This is a genomic window from Pseudonocardia yuanmonensis, assembly GCF_039542425.1.
In the GTDB taxonomy this organism is placed as follows: domain Bacteria; phylum Actinomycetota; class Actinomycetes; order Mycobacteriales; family Pseudonocardiaceae; genus Pseudonocardia; species Pseudonocardia yuanmonensis.
Window position 1 is genome coordinate 258,828 of sequence record NZ_BAABIC010000007.1, and the last position, 15,796, is coordinate 274,623.

General features: G+C 73.9%; 20 protein-coding genes and 1 tRNA gene. 11 read left to right on the forward strand and 10 right to left on the reverse strand.

The features are described from left to right. Nucleotides 1–66: 66 nt before the first annotated feature. The gene (locus ABD990_RS13070) at nt 67–1,806 is read left to right on the forward strand and encodes a hypothetical protein (protein ID WP_345380715.1); all 1,740 of its coding nucleotides are present in this window, start codon (nt 67–69) and stop codon (nt 1,804–1,806) included. After that, complete coding sequence (locus ABD990_RS13075; protein ID WP_345380716.1) at nt 1,803–2,396, forward strand: DUF1707 domain-containing protein; 594 nt, start codon at nt 1,803–1,805, stop codon at nt 2,394–2,396. Before ABD990_RS13070 ends, ABD990_RS13075 begins: the two co-directional genes overlap by 4 nt. Nucleotides 2,397–2,454: 58 nt before the next feature. Here the strand turns inward: ABD990_RS13075 and ABD990_RS13080 are convergent, their stop codons facing one another. From ABD990_RS13080 to ABD990_RS13105, 6 genes are all read right to left on the reverse strand, one after another. Next, on the reverse strand, nt 2,455–2,883 hold the full coding sequence (locus ABD990_RS13080; protein WP_345380717.1) for a GtrA family protein: 429 nt from the start codon (nt 2,881–2,883) through the stop codon (nt 2,455–2,457). 59 nt (nt 2,884–2,942) lie between these two features. Beyond that, a complete protein-coding gene (glfT1, locus tag ABD990_RS13085) occupies nt 2,943–3,866 on the reverse strand; it encodes a galactofuranosyltransferase GlfT1 (protein WP_345380718.1) in 924 nt (307 codons plus the stop codon). Beyond that, complete coding sequence (wzt, locus tag ABD990_RS13090) at nt 3,863–4,669, reverse strand: galactan export ABC transporter ATP-binding subunit Wzt/RfbE (RefSeq protein ID WP_345380719.1); 807 nt, start codon at nt 4,667–4,669, stop codon at nt 3,863–3,865. Before wzt ends, glfT1 begins: the two co-directional genes overlap by 4 nt. Before the next feature lies 1 nt (nt 4,670). After that, nucleotides 4,671–5,543: a galactan export ABC transporter permease subunit Wzm/RfbD gene (gene wzm / locus ABD990_RS13095; protein ID WP_425569587.1), complete on the reverse strand. Its 873-nt coding sequence runs from the start codon at nt 5,541–5,543 to the stop codon at nt 4,671–4,673. A gap of 76 nt (nt 5,544–5,619) precedes the next feature. Further along, on the reverse strand, nt 5,620–6,189 hold the full coding sequence (locus ABD990_RS13100) for a bacterial proteasome activator family protein (RefSeq protein WP_345380720.1): 570 nt from the start codon (nt 6,187–6,189) through the stop codon (nt 5,620–5,622). A gap of 18 nt (nt 6,190–6,207) precedes the next feature. Then, entirely contained in the window at nt 6,208–7,191 is a 984-nt protein-coding gene (locus tag ABD990_RS13105) for an NAD(P)H-quinone oxidoreductase (protein ID WP_345380721.1), read from the reverse strand. Between the two features lie 56 nt (nt 7,192–7,247). Here ABD990_RS13105 and ABD990_RS13110 point away from each other — a divergent pair, with 56 nt between their 5' ends. Together ABD990_RS13110 and ABD990_RS13115 are read left to right on the forward strand one after the other, a co-directional pair. After that, nucleotides 7,248–7,898: a GNAT family N-acetyltransferase gene (locus ABD990_RS13110; RefSeq protein WP_345380722.1), complete on the forward strand. Its 651-nt coding sequence runs from the start codon at nt 7,248–7,250 to the stop codon at nt 7,896–7,898. Between the two features lie 95 nt (nt 7,899–7,993). Further along, entirely contained in the window at nt 7,994–8,302 is a 309-nt protein-coding gene (locus ABD990_RS13115; RefSeq protein WP_345380723.1) for a DUF2695 domain-containing protein, read from the forward strand. Nucleotides 8,303–8,348: 46 nt separating this feature from the next. Here the strand turns inward: ABD990_RS13115 and ypfJ are convergent, their stop codons facing one another. Further along, complete coding sequence (gene ypfJ / locus ABD990_RS13120) at nt 8,349–9,287, reverse strand: KPN_02809 family neutral zinc metallopeptidase (RefSeq protein ID WP_345380724.1); 939 nt, start codon at nt 9,285–9,287, stop codon at nt 8,349–8,351. A gap of 213 nt (nt 9,288–9,500) precedes the next feature. On the opposite strand from ypfJ, the gene ABD990_RS13125 reads away from it, so the two are divergent. From ABD990_RS13125 to ABD990_RS13145, 5 genes are all read left to right on the forward strand, one after another. Then, nucleotides 9,501–9,962, forward strand: coding sequence for a MarR family winged helix-turn-helix transcriptional regulator (locus ABD990_RS13125; RefSeq protein WP_345380725.1), 462 nt, complete (start codon nt 9,501–9,503; stop codon nt 9,960–9,962). A 40-nt stretch (nt 9,963–10,002) separates the two neighbouring features. Next, nucleotides 10,003–10,087 (forward strand) — tRNA-Ser (locus ABD990_RS13130). Nucleotides 10,088–10,146: 59 nt separating this feature from the next. Beyond that, nucleotides 10,147–10,587, forward strand: coding sequence for a hypothetical protein (locus tag ABD990_RS13135; protein WP_345380726.1), 441 nt, complete (start codon nt 10,147–10,149; stop codon nt 10,585–10,587). Beyond that, nucleotides 10,584–10,820: a DUF6186 family protein gene (locus ABD990_RS13140; RefSeq protein WP_345380727.1), complete on the forward strand. Its 237-nt coding sequence runs from the start codon at nt 10,584–10,586 to the stop codon at nt 10,818–10,820. Before ABD990_RS13135 ends, ABD990_RS13140 begins: the two co-directional genes overlap by 4 nt. 200 nt (nt 10,821–11,020) lie before the next feature. Then, nucleotides 11,021–11,629, forward strand: coding sequence for a hypothetical protein (locus ABD990_RS13145; protein WP_345380728.1), 609 nt, complete (start codon nt 11,021–11,023; stop codon nt 11,627–11,629). 58 nt (nt 11,630–11,687) lie between these two features. Here ABD990_RS13145 and atpF read toward each other — a convergent pair whose 3' ends face one another. Continuing rightward, the gene (gene atpF, locus ABD990_RS13150) at nt 11,688–12,299 is read right to left on the reverse strand and encodes a F0F1 ATP synthase subunit B (protein ID WP_345380729.1); all 612 of its coding nucleotides are present in this window, start codon (nt 12,297–12,299) and stop codon (nt 11,688–11,690) included. A gap of 232 nt (nt 12,300–12,531) precedes the next feature. Here atpF and ABD990_RS13155 point away from each other — a divergent pair, with 232 nt between their 5' ends. Next, nucleotides 12,532–13,677, forward strand: a complete 1,146-nt coding sequence (locus ABD990_RS13155; RefSeq protein WP_345380730.1) for a pyridoxal-phosphate dependent enzyme — start codon at nt 12,532–12,534, stop codon at nt 13,675–13,677. Here the strand turns inward: ABD990_RS13155 and ABD990_RS13160 are convergent. Next, nucleotides 13,644–13,964: a YbjQ family protein gene (locus ABD990_RS13160; RefSeq protein ID WP_345380731.1), complete on the reverse strand. Its 321-nt coding sequence runs from the start codon at nt 13,962–13,964 to the stop codon at nt 13,644–13,646. The two genes, ABD990_RS13155 and ABD990_RS13160, sit on opposite strands and share 34 nt — an antisense overlap. Before the next feature lie 131 nt (nt 13,965–14,095). On the opposite strand from ABD990_RS13160, the gene ABD990_RS13165 reads away from it, so the two are divergent. Next, entirely contained in the window at nt 14,096–14,320 is a 225-nt protein-coding gene (locus ABD990_RS13165; protein ID WP_345380732.1) for a hypothetical protein, read from the forward strand. 49 nt (nt 14,321–14,369) lie between these two features. Here ABD990_RS13165 and ABD990_RS13170 read toward each other — a convergent pair whose 3' ends face one another. After that, nucleotides 14,370–15,785: an amidase gene (locus tag ABD990_RS13170; RefSeq protein ID WP_345380733.1), complete on the reverse strand. Its 1,416-nt coding sequence runs from the start codon at nt 15,783–15,785 to the stop codon at nt 14,370–14,372. Nucleotides 15,786–15,796 lie beyond the last annotated feature (11 nt).

Below are 15,796 nucleotides of genomic sequence, written 5' to 3' on the forward strand. Positions count from 1 at the left end.
AGTCCGGGCCCGACCCGCCGTGGCCACCCCGCAACCGGAGTACCGGTCTGTGCCACCCTGCCGCCCGTGTCCGCCCCGCCCCTTCCCGCGCCCGCCCGCACGGAAGCGGCGGTGCGGGGCGGGCGCGCGTGGCTCGGCCTCGCCGCGCTGCTGTACCTGGCGATCTCCCTGCTCCTCCAGCGTCGTGTCCTCGGAGACTTCGACGGCAGCGCGATCGGGCGGCTCTCCACGGACCCCACCGGCTTCACCTGGTGGCTCGCCCACACCGCGCACGCGCTGACCACGGGGACGAATCCGCTGGTCACAGACCTGCAGCACTACCCGGTGGGGGTCAACGCGCTGTGGAACACCGCCGTCCCGCTGCTCGGTGTGCTCCTCGCGCCGATCACCTTCACCGCGGGCCCGGCGGCCGCGTTCAACACCGGGATGGTCCTCGGGCCGGTGGTCTCGGGGGTGGCCGCCGCGGCCGCGCTCGGCGGGATCGTGCGGTCGCGGGCCGAACGGGTCACGGCCGGCGGGCTGTACGCCTTCTCCCCGTTCGTGCTCGCCCACCTGCAGTCCGGACATCTCAACCTGGTGTGGGCGGTGCTGCCGCCGGTCCTGCTCGCGCTGGCCCACCGGTTGTTCGTGCGCGACCTCCGCCGGCCCTGGCTGCTCGGCGCGCTGACCGGGCTCGCGCTGGCGCTGCAGGCCTGGCTCTACACCCAGACCCTCGCGGTCGGTGTCCTGATGCTGGTCGTGCTGGCCCTGGTGCTCGCCGTGCGGTACCCGCACCGCGCCGCGGCCCGGCTTCCCGCGCTGCTCAAGGCCGGGTTCGCGTGCCTCGTCGTCTTCGCCGTGCTGGCCGGGTACGCGCTGTACCTGGTGCTCGCCGGGCCCGCCCGTCCCCGCGGCCCGCTCCGCTCGCCCGAGTACGGCAGCGCGGACCTCGCCAACACCCTCCTGCCCACCTGGCTCACCGCGATCCGTCCGGTGCCGGCCCCGGAGATGCAGGGGAACCTGGGCGAGCAGGGCGGCTACCTGGGCGTCGCGGTCCTGCTGCTCATCGTGCTCGCGGTGCCGGCGTGCGGGACCGCCGCCCGGGTCGCGGCCGTGACCGGCGGCGTCGCCTGGCTCCTGGCGCTCGGCCCGCAGCTGTTCGTCGCCGCCGAGCCGACCGGCGTCCCGCTGCCCTGGCGGGTGGTCCTGGGCGTGCCGCTGCTCGGTGAGATCGAGCCCGTCCGGCTCCAGGGGGTGGTCACGCTGGCCGTGGCCGTGCTGGTCGGGCTCGCGCTCGACCGGTTCCCGCGGCCGGTCGCGCTCGTCGCGATCCTGGCGGTGGTGTCCTGGCTGCCGGCGGACGCCCAGCGCACCACCGCCACCGCCGCACCCGCCTTCCCGCAGCTCGCCGGCCAGGTGGTGGAGACGTGGCCGCGGATCACCAGCGACTGGTACGGCGGCGCGGACCCGCTGCGCGCGCAGATCGCGTCGGGCTTCGGCTACCGGCTCACCGGCGGCTACTTCCTCGGCTCGGACGCCGACCACCCGGTGCTCATCGAGTCCCCGTGGAACCGCTACCAGGCCGGCGCGGCGTGGTCCGAGCTCGTGGCGGGACCCTGGCGCGGGTTCGGCCACCTCCCGGCGCCCGACGCCGACGCGGCGGCCCGCGACCTGCGCGCGACGGGCACGACCGTGGTCCTCGTCGTGCCGCCGCCGGGCCACGACCCGTCCCCGGTCCTCGACTGGACCCGTCGGGTCACCGGATCCGCGGGCGTCCCGCTGGAGGGGGCATGGGTGTTCCCGCTGGCCGCTACCCTGCAGAGGTGACTGTTCCGCCCCGCCCGGAGATCAGGATCTCCGACGCCGACCGGGAGCGCGCCGCCGCCCGCCTCCACACGGCGTTGAGCGAGGGCCGGATCACGGTGGCCGAGCTCGAGGAGCGCCTCGCCGTGGTCTACGCCGCGCGCTACGCCTCCGATCTCGTCCCGCCGCTGGCGGACCTCCCCGGCGAGCCGCTCGACGTCATGCAGCCCACCGCGCTCTCCACCCCGGTCGGTCCGCCGCTGGTGCTGCGGGCCGGGATGGGCGCGCTGCGCCGCAGCGGCCGGTGGGTCGTCCCCGCGCGGCTGCGCGTGCACAGCACGATGGGGTCGGTGCTGCTCGACTTCACCGACGCCGAGCTGACCCACCCGGTGATCGAGGTCGAGCTGGAGCTCGGGGCGGGCTCGGCCCGGCTGCTGGTGCCGGACGCGGCCAGTGCGGACGTCGACGGCCTGGTCGCGGCCATGGGCACGGTCCGCAGCAAGGTTCCCACGCTGGCTCGTCCCGGCGTCCCGCACTTCCGGGTGTACGGCCGCGCGGGCATGGGCTCGGTGACGGTCCGCCGCCGCTACCGGCTGGGCAACTACAGCTTCTGACCCGATGTCGTCCCGCAGGCCGGGGCGGCGCCGCCGCTGCACTGTGCCGTGGACGGGCTCAGCGGGCCCGGAAGACCACGGTCCGCAGCATCACGAAGTTGATCGCGGTGGCGGTGCCCTGCGAGATCACCCAGGCGATCGACGCCTTGAACGCGACCTCGGGCAGCAGGTACAGCGCGAGCGCGTTCACGCCGACCGCGATGCCGAAGGTCGTGGCGTAGAGCAGCACGAACCCGGCCAGCCGGCCGCGGCCACCGGCGGCGTCGCCGAAGGTGAACCGCTTGTTCAGCAGGTAGGCGGTGGTGGTGCCGCAGAGGAAGCTGATCGCGCGGGCGAGCCAGGTGGGCGCGTCGAGCGCCAGCAGCAGGTGGTAGACCCCGAAGTCGACGGCGGCCGACAGCACGCCGACCACGACGAACCGGACGAGCTGGCCGACGAGCCCGTGGCCGGCGGGGGCGGGGGTGGCCTCGGGCTCGGTCGCGGTCACGGGTCGAGGGTAGCGACGGGCGCGGCGGCCGGTGCCCAGGGGGCGGCTCAGGGGGCGGCTCAGGGGGCGCGGTGGAAGCGCTCGGCGCGCCCCTGGTTGAGCAGCCGCAGCCAGTCCCGGAACCCGCGCGGATCCTTCTTCGTGACGAGGAAGTACCAGGCGAAGCGAGGCAGCTCCAGCAGGCCGATCCGGCGCATCCCCGGCTGGCTCATGAGGAAGCCGCGGTTGCGATAGGTGTAGTACCGCTTGGTCGGGTCCTCGGGGTCCTGCGCGTGCAGCCGCCCGCCGAGCATCGGCTTGAACTCCTCACCGCCCTGCGGGTGCAGGTAGGTGGCCTGTAGGGCGGTGCCGAAGGGCAGGCCGGAGCGCAGCATCCGGCGGTGCGTCTCCACCTCGTCGCCGCGGACGAACAGCCGCAGGTCCGGTACGCCCACGACGTCCAGCGTCGACGCGCGGAACAGCGCCCCGTTGAAGAACGACGCGATGCCGGGCAGCAGCTCCTGGTCCCCCTCCGGGTCGGCGGCCAGCAGCGCGGGCCGGGTGCGGTGCCAGGTCAGGCCGCGACGCAGCGGGAAGGCGAGCCGGTCCGGGTCCGCCTTGTCCGCCACCACGGGCGAGACGGCGGCGAGCCCGCGCCGCTCGGCCAGGTCGAGGAGGGTGGCGAGGGCGGTGTCGTCGCCGGCGTGCCCGTCGTCGTCGCCCAGCCAGACCCAGTCCGCGCCCATCGCCAGCGCGTGCAGGATGCCGAGCGCGAACCCACCGGCGCCGCCGAGGTTGTGCCAGGAGGGCAACCACGTGGCCGGCAGCCCGCAGGCCTCGACGACCTCGCGCGCCGACCGGTCCGGGCCGTTGTCGACGACGACGAGGTGCGCGATCGGGTGCGTCTGCTTGGCCATCGCGGCCAGGGAGTCGACGAGCAGCGGGCTGCGGTGCCGGGTGACGACGACGGCGACGACCGAGCCCGGGGGGAGCGGCTCGCTCACGAGGCGGCGTCCTCGTGGGCCTGGCGCTGCAGGCCGTGGACGGGGTGGTCGGCCAGGACGTCCCGGCCCTTGTAGTGGTGCAGCACCTCGCGCAGCGGGCCGAACTCGCGGATCGTGCCGTGCTCCATCCAGATCGCCGTGTCGCAGAGGTCGGCGAGGAACTCGTCCGAGTGCGAGGCGAACACGAGGATGCCGGAGCGCTCGACCAGCTCGTTCAGCCTGTCCCGGGCCTTGGCGAGGAACTCGGCGTCGACCGCGCCGATGCCCTCGTCGAGCAGCAGGATCTCGGGGTCGATGCTGGTCACGACGCCGAGCGCGAGCCGCACCCGCATGCCCGTCGAGTAGGTGCGCAGCGGCATGGACAGGTAGTCGCCGAGCTCGGTGAACTCGGCGATGTCGTCGACCCGGGACTCCATCTCCTTGCGGGTCATCCCGAGGAAGAGCCCCCGGATGATGATGTTCTCCAGGCCCGAGATCTCCGGGTCCATCCCGACGGCGAGGTCGAAGATCGGCGCGACCTTGCCGCGCACGGCCGCCCGGCCCCGGGTCGGCTCGTAGATGCCGGACATCAGCCGCAGCAGCGTGGACTTGCCGGCGCCGTTGTGCCCGACGAGCGCGACCCGGTCGCCTCGGCGCAGCGCGATCGTGATGTCCCGCAGCGCCTCGATGATCGGTACCTTGGCCTCGGTGCCGATCCGGCCGCCCGCGCGGCCGAGGACGGACTTCTTCAGCGACCGCGTCTTGGCGTCGAAGATGGGGAAGTCGACGCAGGCGCCGTCGAGGTCGATGCTCGGCTCGTTCATCTCACACCCAGTACGCCACGCGGGCCCGGTAGTTGCGCATGCAGACCAGGCCGACGGCCCAGCCGACCACCGTGATCACCAGGACCACGTACCAGTACCGCCACACGGTCTCCTGACCCAGCAGCGGCCGGCGCAGGATCTCGAGGAAGTGGAAGACCGGGTTGAGCTCGACGAGCCGGGCGCGCTCCTGCACCGCCGGGTTGTCGCCGAGGATGTCCACCGACCAGACGATCGGCGTGAGGTAGAAGACCAGCTGGACGACGCTGCCGATGATCGGCGGGATGTCCCGGAACCGGGTGGCGAGGATGCCGGACAGGATCGCGATCCACCCGCCGTTGATCGCCAGCAGCGCGAACGCGGGGACCGCCAGCAGCAGCGACCAGCCCAGCGGGTGCGGGAAGACGATCATCAGGATCGCCCAGATCACCATGTTGTGCAGGAAGAACAGCGTCTGCCGCCACACCAGCCGATAGACGTGCAGGGACAGCGGCGCCGGGAGGAACTTGATCAGTCCCTCGTTGGCGATGAAGACCTCGCTGCCCTCGAGGATGCAGCCGGAGACGAAGTTCCAGATCAGCAGCCCGACGGCCACGTGCGGCAGGAACTCCGCGAGCGGCACCTGGAACAGCAGCGAGTACAGCAGGCCCAGCCCCAGCGCGATCACGCCCATGCTGATGCTGATCCACAGTGGGCCGAGGACGGAGCGCCGGTAGCGCTGCTTGATGTCCTGCCAGCCCAGGTGCCCCCACAGGGCGCGCTGCTGCCAGCCCTGGCGCAGGTCGCCGAAGGCGCGCGCCCAGCTCCGCGAGCCGGGCGCGTCGGCGATCACCGGGCGCGCCCGTCCGGCGGTGCTGTCGTCCACGGTCAGGGCCACGCGACGAGGGTACCGACGGGTGGGCCACCGGCCGCGAGCGGTGGGCCACCGGCCGCGACCTGCGCGGACACGGCTTCTAGAGGTACTGCCCGGTGCCGCGCCCGCCGGGCTCCGGGACCTGACCCGGCAGCTGGCCGCCGATGCCCGGGGGGAGCCCGCGGCGCATCTGCTCCAGCTGCGCCCGCGCGGCCATCTGCTGGGCGAACAGTGCGGTCTGGATGCCGTGGAACAGGCCCTCCAGCCAGCCCACCAGCTGGGCCTGGGCGATGCGCAGCTCACCCTCGCTCGGGGTGACGTCGTCGGTGAAGGGGAGCGAGAGCCGGTGCAGCTCCTCGCGCAGCTCCGGGGCGAGGCCCTCCTCGAGCTCCTTGATCGAGTTCTCGTGGATCTCGCGGAGCCGGGCGCGGGAGGCCTCGTCGAGCGGTGCGGCGCGAACCTCCTCCAGCAGCTGCTTGATCATCGTGCCGATCCGCATCACCTTGGCCGGCTGCTCGACCATGCTGCCGATACCGCCCTGCTCGCCGTCCTCGCCGTCGTTCGCCTGACGGATCTCCGACTGCGGCACGCGGGCCATCCCGACCGGGCGCCCGTCCGGCCCGATCACCATGACCTGCTGCTGGCCGTCGTTGTCCTCTGGTGCCGTCATGACCCCCATCATGCCCGCCTACTCGGCGACCAGCAGCAGCTTGCCCACCACGCCGCCGGCCTCCAGCGTGCGGTGGGCCTCCGCGGCCTGGGACAGGGGGAAGCGCGCGTGCACGATCGGCCTGACCCGGCCGTCGCCGATCATCGGCCACACCTGCTCGCGCACACCGTGGACGACCTCGCCCTTGCCGTGCGGGCCCTCGACCGGGCGGCCGCGCAGGCCCATCGCCGACACGCTGCCCCGTTTCGCCAGCAGCGCGCCGATGTTGATCTCGGCCTTCACCCCGCCCTGCATGCCGATGATCATCAGCCGGCCGTCGAACGCGAGGGCGGCCAGGTTGGCCTTGAGCCCCTTGGCACCCATGTTGTCGAGGATGACGTCCGCGCCGTGGCCGTCCGTCGCCTTCTTCAGCTCCTCCGGCACGTCGCCGTTGTAGTCGATCACGATGTCGGCGCCGAGCTCGCGGCACACGTCGAACCGGGCGGGGTTGGCCGTGGCGGCAACCCGGGCGCCCAGCGCCTTCGCGACCTGGATCGCGTGCGTGCCGATGCCGCTGCTGCCGCCCTGCACGAGAAAGGTCTCGCCCTGCGCGAGCGCCGCGTGCGACACCACGTTGGACCACACCGTGCAGGCCACCTCGGGGAGGCTGCCGGCCGTCTCCAGGTCCACGCGCTCGGGCTGCGGCAGCAGCTGGGCCGCCGGCACCACGACCTTCTGCGCGTACCCGCCCCCGGCCAGCAGGGCGCACACCTCCTCGCCCACCGACCAGCCCGTCACGCCCTCGCCGAGCGCGGCGATCCTGCCGGAGCACTCCAGGCCGAGGATGTCCGACGCGCCGGGCGGCGGCGGGTAGTTCCCCTGCCGCTGCAGCAGATCCGCCCGGTTGACCGCCGTGGCGACGACGTCGAGCAGCACCTCGCCCGGGCCCGGCTCCGGGTCCTCGACCTCGGTCCACCGCATGTTCTCCGGGCCGCCCGGCTCCGCCACCGTGATCGCGTACATGGCCCTGGACGCTATTCCGTCGTGGCCGCGGACGCAGTCCGGCAGGCTGGTGCGCCATGGTGGACACGGTCCGGCACTGGCCGCAGCGCGACCTCGTCCTGCGGACCCCGCGGCTCGAGCTCCGCCCCGACGACGACGCGGGCCTGCGCGAGCTGGTCGAGGTCGCCTACGCGGGCGTGCACCCACCGGAACGGATGCCCTTCCTCGTCCCCTGGACGGACGCCGACCCCCGGTACATGGGCCGCGGCACCCTGCAGTACTTCTGGGCGGAGCGCGCCCGGTTCGCGCCGGAGGCGTGGGCGCTCCACTTCCTGGTCCGCCACGAGGGCCGGGTGGTCGGCGTGCAGAGCCTGACGGGCACGCAGTTCGCCGCGCGCCGCGAGGTGGACTCCGGCTCGTGGCTGGGCCTGGCGCACCAGGGCCGCGGGTTCGGCACCGAGATGCGCACGGCGATCCTCGGCTACGCCTTCGACCACCTCGGCGCCCGCCACGCCCGCTCCGACGCCTTCACCGACAACGTGGCCTCGCTGCGGGTGTCGGAGAAGCTCGGCTACGTGCGCGACGGGATCTCGATCGTCGCGCCGCGCGGGGAGCCGGTGGAGAACGTGCGGCTGCGGCTGACACCGGACCGGTTCGTGCGGCCGGGCTGGGACGTGGAGGTCGAGGGGCACGGTCCGGAGCTTGCCGGACTGCTCGGCGCGGGGTGAGCAGCTGTCCACAGCCCCCTGATCCTGTGGACAACTCCGCCGCGGGCCGGCCCGGGCCGCCGGGAGCGTCGGTGCCGGGACCGACCGTCGCGGCCATGACCACTCACGGCCGTGACCCAGACCCCGACCGGTCCTCCGCCCCGGGCCCCTCCGCCGATCCCGGCCCGGCCTCGGCCTGGCAGCGCGTCGTCTGCGTCGTGCTGGGGATGTGCGCCGGGCACGTCGAAGCGCTGCGCACCCGGCTCGCGGCGTGCCTGGCGCTCCGCAGCTGTGACGGGTCCCTGCGCGAGGCGCGGCGCTGGGCCCGCGCCCACCGCGTCCCGTGGGACCCGCTGGAGGGCGGCCTGCACGCGCTCGGCGCCCGGTGCGACTGCGAGGCCTTGGAGGTCGTCGAGCGGGAGTAGGCCGGCTGCGGGTCAGGTCGTCCCGGCCCAGGTCGCCCAGGTCGCCTCAGCCCAGGTTGTTGGTGCTGAACGTGTCGCAACGGGCGGGGTCGCCGGTGCGGTAGCCGGTGGTGAACCACTTCTCCCGCTGCGCGGAGCTGCCGTGCGTGAACTGGCTCTGATCGACGCGGCCGCCGCCCAGGTTGCTCTGGATGTAGTCGTCCCCGATCCGGGCGGCCGTGTCCAGGGCGGCGGCCACGTCGGCGTCCGTCACGTCCGTGATCAGTGGCCGGCCCGAGGCCGTCGGGGTGGTGGTGGCGTGGTTGCCCCACACCCCGGCGTAGCAGTCGGCCTGCAGCTCCAGCCGCACGGAGCCCGAGGTCGGGCCGCTGTCGCCGGAGCGGACCTGGCGGTTGGTGCCGAGCAGGTTCTGGATGTGGTGGCCGTACTCGTGCGCGATCACGTAGGCGCGGGCGAAGGGGCCGCCCTGGGCGCCGAACCGCTGCTCGAGCTCCTGGAAGAAGGTGAGGTCGATGTAGACCTCGGAGTCGCCCGGGCAGTAGAAGGGGCCGACGTCGGAGGTCGCGCTGCCGCAGCCACCGGTGCTGACCTGGCCGGAGAAGAAGTTGGTACGGGGGGCGGTGTAGGTCTGGCCGGAGCGGGCGAACGCGTCGGACCAGTAGCCGTCGAGCGAGTTGACCACTGCGGTCACCTCGCAGTCGAGGTTGGAGTTCGCGTCGGCGCCCGTGCGGCAGCTCTCGGCGATCTGGGTGTTGTCCGCGGTCTGGCCCGCGGGCAGTGCGGAGAGCCCGCCCGGCAGGGCGAAGCCGCCCGAGGTGCCGCCGCCCCCGCCCAGGGAGGAGAGCACGAAGAAGAGGATCAGGCCGACGATCCCGAGCCCGCCGCCGCCGAGGGCGACCCGGCCGCCGACCCCGCCGCCGCCACCGCCGCCGCGCAGGTCGTCGATGGTCGACGTGTCCAGGTCCGCGTTCTCGTCGAACCGCATCCGTGCTCCTCCTCCGACGCCCGGCGGATGACCCGCGGACCGACGACGAGATCCCACCACACCCGGGCGATCGGGTCGACACGACGCGAGCGCCGCCGACGGGACGGTGTGTGCGTGGCCCGTCGACGGCCCCCGGTGGATCACGGGACCACCCCGCCGGGGCCCCCAGTAGGGTGCGGGGCTGTGTCGGATCACGCGTCGGACGAGCCGGAGGTGTCCACCACCCCGTGGCTGGACGAGGGCGAGCAGCGGTTCTGGCGCGCCTGGATCCTCTCCTCCACGCTGCTGGAGAACCGGCTGAACCGCGACCTGCAGGAGGGCCACGGCCTCTCCCACGGCGACTACGGCGTGCTCGTGGTGCTGTCCGAACAGGAGGGTCACCGGATGCGGATGAGTGCCCTCGCCGAGATGCTCGCGCTGTCGAAGTCGCGGCTGTCGCACCAGATCTCGCGGATGGAGAAGGCGGGGCTCGTCCGTCGGGACGGCGACGTGTCCGACGGGCGGGGGATCTTCGCCTGCCTCACCCCGCACGGCTACGAGCGCCTCGTCGCCGCGGCCCCCACGCACGTCACCGGCGTGCGCAAGTACGTCGTCGACCTGCTCGACGCGGAGGAGCGGGCCCAGGCCGCCGTCTTCATGGAGCGCGTCGCCGCCGGCCTGCGGGAGGGCTCGTAGCGGCGACCGCCCTCGCGGGCCAGCCGCTAGGCTGCCCGACGGAAGCGTGGCAGAGCGGCCGAATGCACTCGCCTTGAAAGCGAGAGACACGAGAGTGTCCGGGGGTTCGAATCCCTCCGCTTCCGCTGGATGCGCGCCGCCGACGGGCCTGGACCAGTCCCGGGATGGGCGGCATCGTGGCGGAGTGCGACCGCGCCGTGTCCGCGCCGATCCCGGGTCCGCGTCGACCCCCGGCGAACCCAGGACCGCGGCGCGCGTCGTCGCCCGGGCGGCAGTGCTCGTGGTCGCGGTCGTGGTCGCCGTGCTGGTCTCGCCGATCCCGACACTGACCTGGCAGGCGACGGCCGTGACCGCGGCGATCGGCGTCGTCGGGGCCGTGCTCGCAGCGTCCGGCCGCCTGGGGCGCGTCGGCGGACGCAGGCGGGTCACGGTCCGGTCGGCGACCCCGTGGGGCGTGCTCGTCGTCGCCGTCCTCGCGCTCGAGATCGGTGCGCTGCTCTACGGCTACCGGCCGGACTTCCCCACCATCAGCTACCTGCTGGGCCCGGAGTTCGTCGACCGCACGGTCCGACTCGTCGGCTACGTCGCGTGGATCTGCGGCGGCTACTGGCTGGCCCGGCGATGACCGGGTGGAACGCGACGATCGGCGCGTACCTCGCCGTCCTCGTGCTGGCCGGCGTCGTGGAGCTGATCGCGAGGCGTCCCGGCACCGCGACACCGACCTTCGGCGAGCTCGTCTCCGCAATCGCGACGACGGTCCCCGGCCGGATGGCGCTGTTCGCGTGCTGGTGGTGGGTGGGCTGGCACTTCCTGGCCCGGAGCAGTGCCACCCTGGCTCCCCACGTTCCACCGCCGTGAGCTCGGCGCGAGACCGCGAGTCCAGGCGCTCGCGGTGATCCTGGCGGGGCGACACTCCGCAGGCGCACGGCACCCGCGAGGCCGAGTCGGCCAGCCCCTCTCCTCTCCGGGGGGTGATCCCGCGGCCGCCGGCGAGGGCTCGGATGGGACGCATGACGGCGGGATCCGGCGGACGTCGTGTGCGCAGGCTGGAGCGGGCGATGGCAGCGGCGTTCCTCGTCGGGTCCGTGGGGTTCGTCCTCGGCCCCTTCCCCGGCTACCTCGACCTGGTCGGCCCGGCCGCGGACGGGATCACGTTCTTCGTCGCGTCGATCTTCTTCACCACCGGCGGCGCGCTGCAGACGGTGCTGGCGGTGCCGGGGCGGGAGGAGCGGGGTGCCGGCCGCGCGGCCTGGTGGACCGCGGTGATCCAGCTGGTCGGGACGCTGTCGTTCAACGTCACGACCTTCCGCGCCCTGCAGGTCGCGCTCGACGATCCCCTGTACGACCGGCTGGTGTGGCGTCCGGACGCGCTGGGCTCGATCTGCTTCCTGGTCTCCGGCGTCGTCGCCTACCGGGCGTCCGCCCGCCGGGGACTGCTTCCGCTGCGGCGGGGGCCGGGGTGGTGGCAGCCCGGCGTCAACCTGCTCGGCTGCATCCTGTTCGGGATCGCGGCGATCGCCGGCTACGTCGTGCCCGGCACCGGCTCGATGCTGGACCTGGCCGCCGCGAACTGGACCACGGCCGCCGGCGCGCTCTGCTTCCTGGCCTGCGCGGTCGCGGGACTCGCGGCACGGGAACCGGCTGCCCAGCCGGCGCGCAGCCCCTGAGAACGCGAGATCCCCGCCGCGAGATCGCGGCGGGGACCGTCGGTGCCGTCGGGGGCGCTCAGTTCGTGGCGGACCGCTGCGAGCCCTCGAGCTCGGCGAGGTGCCGGTCGATCGCGGAGGCGCCGCGGTCCGAGAGCGTGGTGCCCAGGATCCGCTCGGCCATCTGCGTGGAGAGCGCACCCAGGTCGGCGTGCAGCGCCTGCGCGGCGGCGGAGCGCTGACCGGCGATCTCCTCGGCGGCGCGGGCCCGGATGCCCGCGGCCTCCTGCTCGGCCTCCGCGCGAAGCTCGGCCTTGACCTCGGCGCCCTCCGAGCGGGCGGCGTCGCGGATCCGCGCGGCCTCGGCCCGGGCCTCGGCGAGCTGCTCCTCGTAGCGCTCCTTGAGCTCCAGCGCCTGGGCGCGGGTCTCCTCGGCGCGGGCGAGACCGCCCTCGATCCGGTCCTCGCGCTCGGCGTAGAGCTTCTCGAACTGCGGGAAGACGAGCTTCGCCAGCAGGAAGTAGAGGGCCCCGAAGCCGATCAGCCCGACGATCACCTCGATGGTGCTGGCGCCGAGCGGAGGCTCGAAGCCGGTGATGACGAACAGCAGCAGCGCGAGCAGCCCGACGGCCACGATGGCCGACACCACCGTCGCCGCGGCCGTGTGCCGGCCCGAACCCTGCGATGACATGCGGCCCCCTGAGGTCGTGGATCCGGGTACGACGTTATGTTGCCCGACCCGGTCCGCGCCACTACGAGCCGGGTAGGTTTCGCGCCACTTCGAGGCCCCTGCGGTGTCTGCTCCCGCTCGACCGGCCCCCGGACGACTCGCGGGTCCACCGCGAACCCGCCCTCGGTGAGCAGCCCCACGACGCACCCCGACGGTTTCCCGTGCTCGGTGCCTCCGGGAACGATGAGCCAGGATGGCGGCGATGCTCCTCGACAGGTCCGGCCGCCGCTACCCGCTCGACGAGCCGCGCTGGCGCGGCGACGACGGCTCCCCGCTGATGGTCGAGCCGTCGCCGGGCCTCACCCGGGAGCGGGTGGACCCGGCCGTCCGCTCGCAGTGGCGCTACGCCACGGCCCTGCCGCTCCCGCTGGAGCCGGTGAGCCTGGGCGAGGGCACCACGCCCCTGGTGCCGTATCGCGTCGACGACCTGGACCTCGACCTGAAGCTCGAGTGGTTCAACCCCACCGCGAGCTTCAAGGACCGCGGCAGTTCCGTGATGGTCTCGCTGCTGCGCGCCCAGGGTGTCCGCGCGATCCTCGAGGACAGCAGCGGCAACGGCGGCTCGTCCGTCGCCGCCTACGCCGCCGCGGCCGGGATCGTGGCCACGATCCTCGCGCCCGAGTCCACCTCACCCGCGAAGATCCAGCAGAGCCGCGCGCACGGGGCCGTCGTGGACCTGGTCCCCGGCTCCCGGCAGGCGACGGCCGACGAGGCGGTGCGCCGCTCGGCCGAGGTCTTCTACGCCAGCCACAACTGGCACCCCTTCTTCCTGCAGGGCACCAAACTGCTGGCCTACGAGCTCTGGGAGGACCTGGGCTTCGCCGCGCCCGACGCCGTCGTCCTCCCGTGCGGCGCGGGCAGCCTCGTCCTGGGCTGCCACCTGGGTTTCTCCGAGCTGCTCGCCGCCGGTGCGATCGACCGCCTTCCCCGGTTGCTGGTCGCGCAGCCGCAGCACTGCAGCCCGCTCGTGGCGGCGTTCGCGGCGGGACTGGAGGCCGTCGCGCCCGCGGAGTGGTCCCGCACGATCGCCGAGGGCACGGCGATCGTCCGGCCCGTGCGGGACCGCGAGGTGCTGGCGGCGATCCGGGCCTCCGGCGGTGCCGTGGTGGCCGTGCCGGAGGAGGAGATCGGGCCGGCGACGCTCGCCCTGGCCCGGCGGGGTCTCTACGCCGAGCCGACGAGCGCGCAGGTGATCCCCGCGGTCCGCGCGTTCCGGGCCCGCGGCGCCCTGCACCCCGGTGAGCGGGTGGTCGCCGTGCTGACCGGCTCGGCGCTCAAGGCCGCCGACGCCGTCCGCGAGCTGCTTCAGGCGGGTTCGACCGAGCAGGCGGTGCCGTAGGCGCACACCTCCGACCAGGTGTCGCCCATCTCGGTGGTGTCGAAGCGCATGGCGACCACCGCGTTGGCCCCGTGCGCCTCGGCGGCCCGGGTGAGCCGGTCGATCGCCTCCTCGCGGCTGGCCTCGAGGTTCTTCGTCATGCCCTTGAGCTCGCCCCCGGCGAGCGACTTGAAGGCCGCGCCGAGCTGCGAGCCGACGTTGCGCGAGCGCACCGTGAGCCCGAAGACCTCGCCGTGGACCTGCGTGATCCGGTGCCCCGGAACGTCGTTCATGGTCGTGATGAGCATGGTCGCCCCCTCGGATCGAGGTGTCACCGTAGCGCCCGCGTCCCCAATCCTGTGTACGCACATTTCCCACCTGGTCCCGGCTCCATCTCGGGTTCATGCTGGTCCGGCACGGCACGAGGGAGGACGGACGGGTGAACGGCACCGAGCGGATGTCCTTCACCGAGCAGCACGAGATCAGGACGGCGGCCGCGCGCGCCCGCCGGCTGTTCCCGAGCCGGGTGGGGGAGCTGGTCAGCCGCGAGCTGATGGCCTACGCCGATTTCGGCCACCGCTTTACGCGGGACGCCCTGATCCCGGACCTCGCCGCCTGGATCCTCGAGTCGGAGCAGACGGACCACCGCGTCAGGGGGAGCTGACGCGACTCTCGCCGCCCCCGGCGCCCACGGGCGCCGGGGGCGACGCACGTCAGGACACCAGCGGTGGCCGGCGCTCGCCGATCCGCGTGGCCTGCTCGAAGGCGTGCGCGGCGTGCAGCAGCGCCGCCTCGCCGCGGTGGGCGCCGACCAGCTGCAGGCCGATCGGGAGTCCGTCGGGCGTGAAGCCGCCTGGCACGGAGATCGCCGGGTTGCCGAAGGCCGAGATCAGGTAGGCCGACCGCATCCAGTCCAGGTACGAGCCCTGCGCGACGCCTGCGATCTCGGTCGGGTACTCCATCTCCACCGGGAACGGGGGCACCTGGGAGACCGGCAACGCGAGCAGGTCGTACTGCTCGTAGAACCGCCGCATCCGCTGGAACAGCGCGGAGTGCAGGATCTCGGCGCGGGCGACGTCGGCGCCGGTGAGCCGGCGGCCCTCCTCGATGTTCCCGACGAGCGTGGCCTTCATCCGGTCGCGGTGCCGGCCCAGCAACGGCCCCATCGACACCGCGAAGGTCCAGGCCCGGAGGGTGCGGAACACCTCGTCGGCCCCCCGCAGGTCGGGATCGGCGCGCTCGACGGTGGCGCCGAGCTCCTCGAGCACCCGGACCTGCGGCTCCAGCGCCGCCGTCACGGCCGCGTCGACCGGGATCGACCCGCCCAGGTCCGGGGACCACGCCACCCGCAGCCCGGCGAGGTCGCGGCCGAGCGGCACGTCGAACACCGAGCCCGGCTGCTCGATCGCGATCGGGCTACGCGGGTCCGGGCCGGCCATGACGGACAGCAGCAGCGCGACGTCCGACACCGTGCGCGCCATCGGCCCCTGCACGGCGAGCGTGGAGTAGGCGAGCTCGGTGGGGTACGACGGCACGCGTCCGGGCGCCGGCCGCAACCCGACGACGTTGCAGAACGAGGCCGGGTTGCGCAGTGAGCCGCCCATGTCGCTGCCGTCGGCGAGCGGGTGCATGCCCGTGGCCAGCGCCGCGGCGGCGCCCCCGGAGCTGCCGCCCGCGCTGCGGCCGAGGTCGTAGGGGTTGCGGGTGGCACCGAAGAGCGGGTTGAAGGTGTGCGAGCCGGCCGCGAACTCGGGCACATTGGTCTTGCCCAGCGTGATGGCGCCGGCCGCCCGGATCCGCTCGATCACGAGCTCGTCCTCCGCCGGCACCTCGTCGGCGAGGATCGGCGAGCCCTTCGTGGTGCGGATCCCGGCGGTGGCGTGGGTGTCCTTGTGTGCCATGGGGATGCCGTGCAGCGGCCCGACCGGCTCACCTGCCGCCAGCCGCTCGTCGGCCGCGGCGGCCTCGGCGAGGGCCTTCTCCGCCACCAGCGTGACGACGGCGTTGACCGGGCCGTTGCACGACCCGATCCGGTCGAGGTGGGCCGCGACCAGCTCGCGCGCCGAGATCTCCCTGCGGCGCAGCGCCGCCGCCATGCCGCGGGCGGTCTCGAAACAGACGTCGGTCACGGTCACGGACC

What these genes read in the sequence shown, in the direction of transcription:
- wzt (WP_345380719.1), bottom strand. Translation starts at nt 4,669, where the DNA reads ATGAACGAGCCGAGCATCGACCTCGACGGCGCCTGCGTCGACTTCCCC.
- ABD990_RS13110 (WP_345380722.1), top strand. Translation starts at nt 7,248, where the DNA reads ATGGTGGACACGGTCCGGCACTGGCCGCAGCGCGACCTCGTCCTGCGG.
- ABD990_RS13145 (WP_345380728.1), top strand. Translation starts at nt 11,021, where the DNA reads ATGGCAGCGGCGTTCCTCGTCGGGTCCGTGGGGTTCGTCCTCGGCCCC.
- ABD990_RS13160 (WP_345380731.1), bottom strand. Translation starts at nt 13,964, where the DNA reads ATGCTCATCACGACCATGAACGACGTTCCGGGGCACCGGATCACGCAG.
- ABD990_RS13140 (WP_345380727.1), top strand. Translation starts at nt 10,584, where the DNA reads ATGACCGGGTGGAACGCGACGATCGGCGCGTACCTCGCCGTCCTCGTG.
- ABD990_RS13155 (WP_345380730.1), top strand. Translation starts at nt 12,532, where the DNA reads ATGGCGGCGATGCTCCTCGACAGGTCCGGCCGCCGCTACCCGCTCGAC.
- ABD990_RS13105 (WP_345380721.1), bottom strand. Translation starts at nt 7,191, where the DNA reads ATGTACGCGATCACGGTGGCGGAGCCGGGCGGCCCGGAGAACATGCGG.
- ABD990_RS13115 (WP_345380723.1), top strand. Translation starts at nt 7,994, where the DNA reads ATGACCACTCACGGCCGTGACCCAGACCCCGACCGGTCCTCCGCCCCG.
- atpF (WP_345380729.1), bottom strand. Translation starts at nt 12,299, where the DNA reads ATGTCATCGCAGGGTTCGGGCCGGCACACGGCCGCGGCGACGGTGGTG.
- ypfJ (WP_345380724.1), bottom strand. Translation starts at nt 9,287, where the DNA reads ATGCGGTTCGACGAGAACGCGGACCTGGACACGTCGACCATCGACGAC.
- ABD990_RS13100 (WP_345380720.1), bottom strand. Translation starts at nt 6,189, where the DNA reads ATGACGGCACCAGAGGACAACGACGGCCAGCAGCAGGTCATGGTGATC.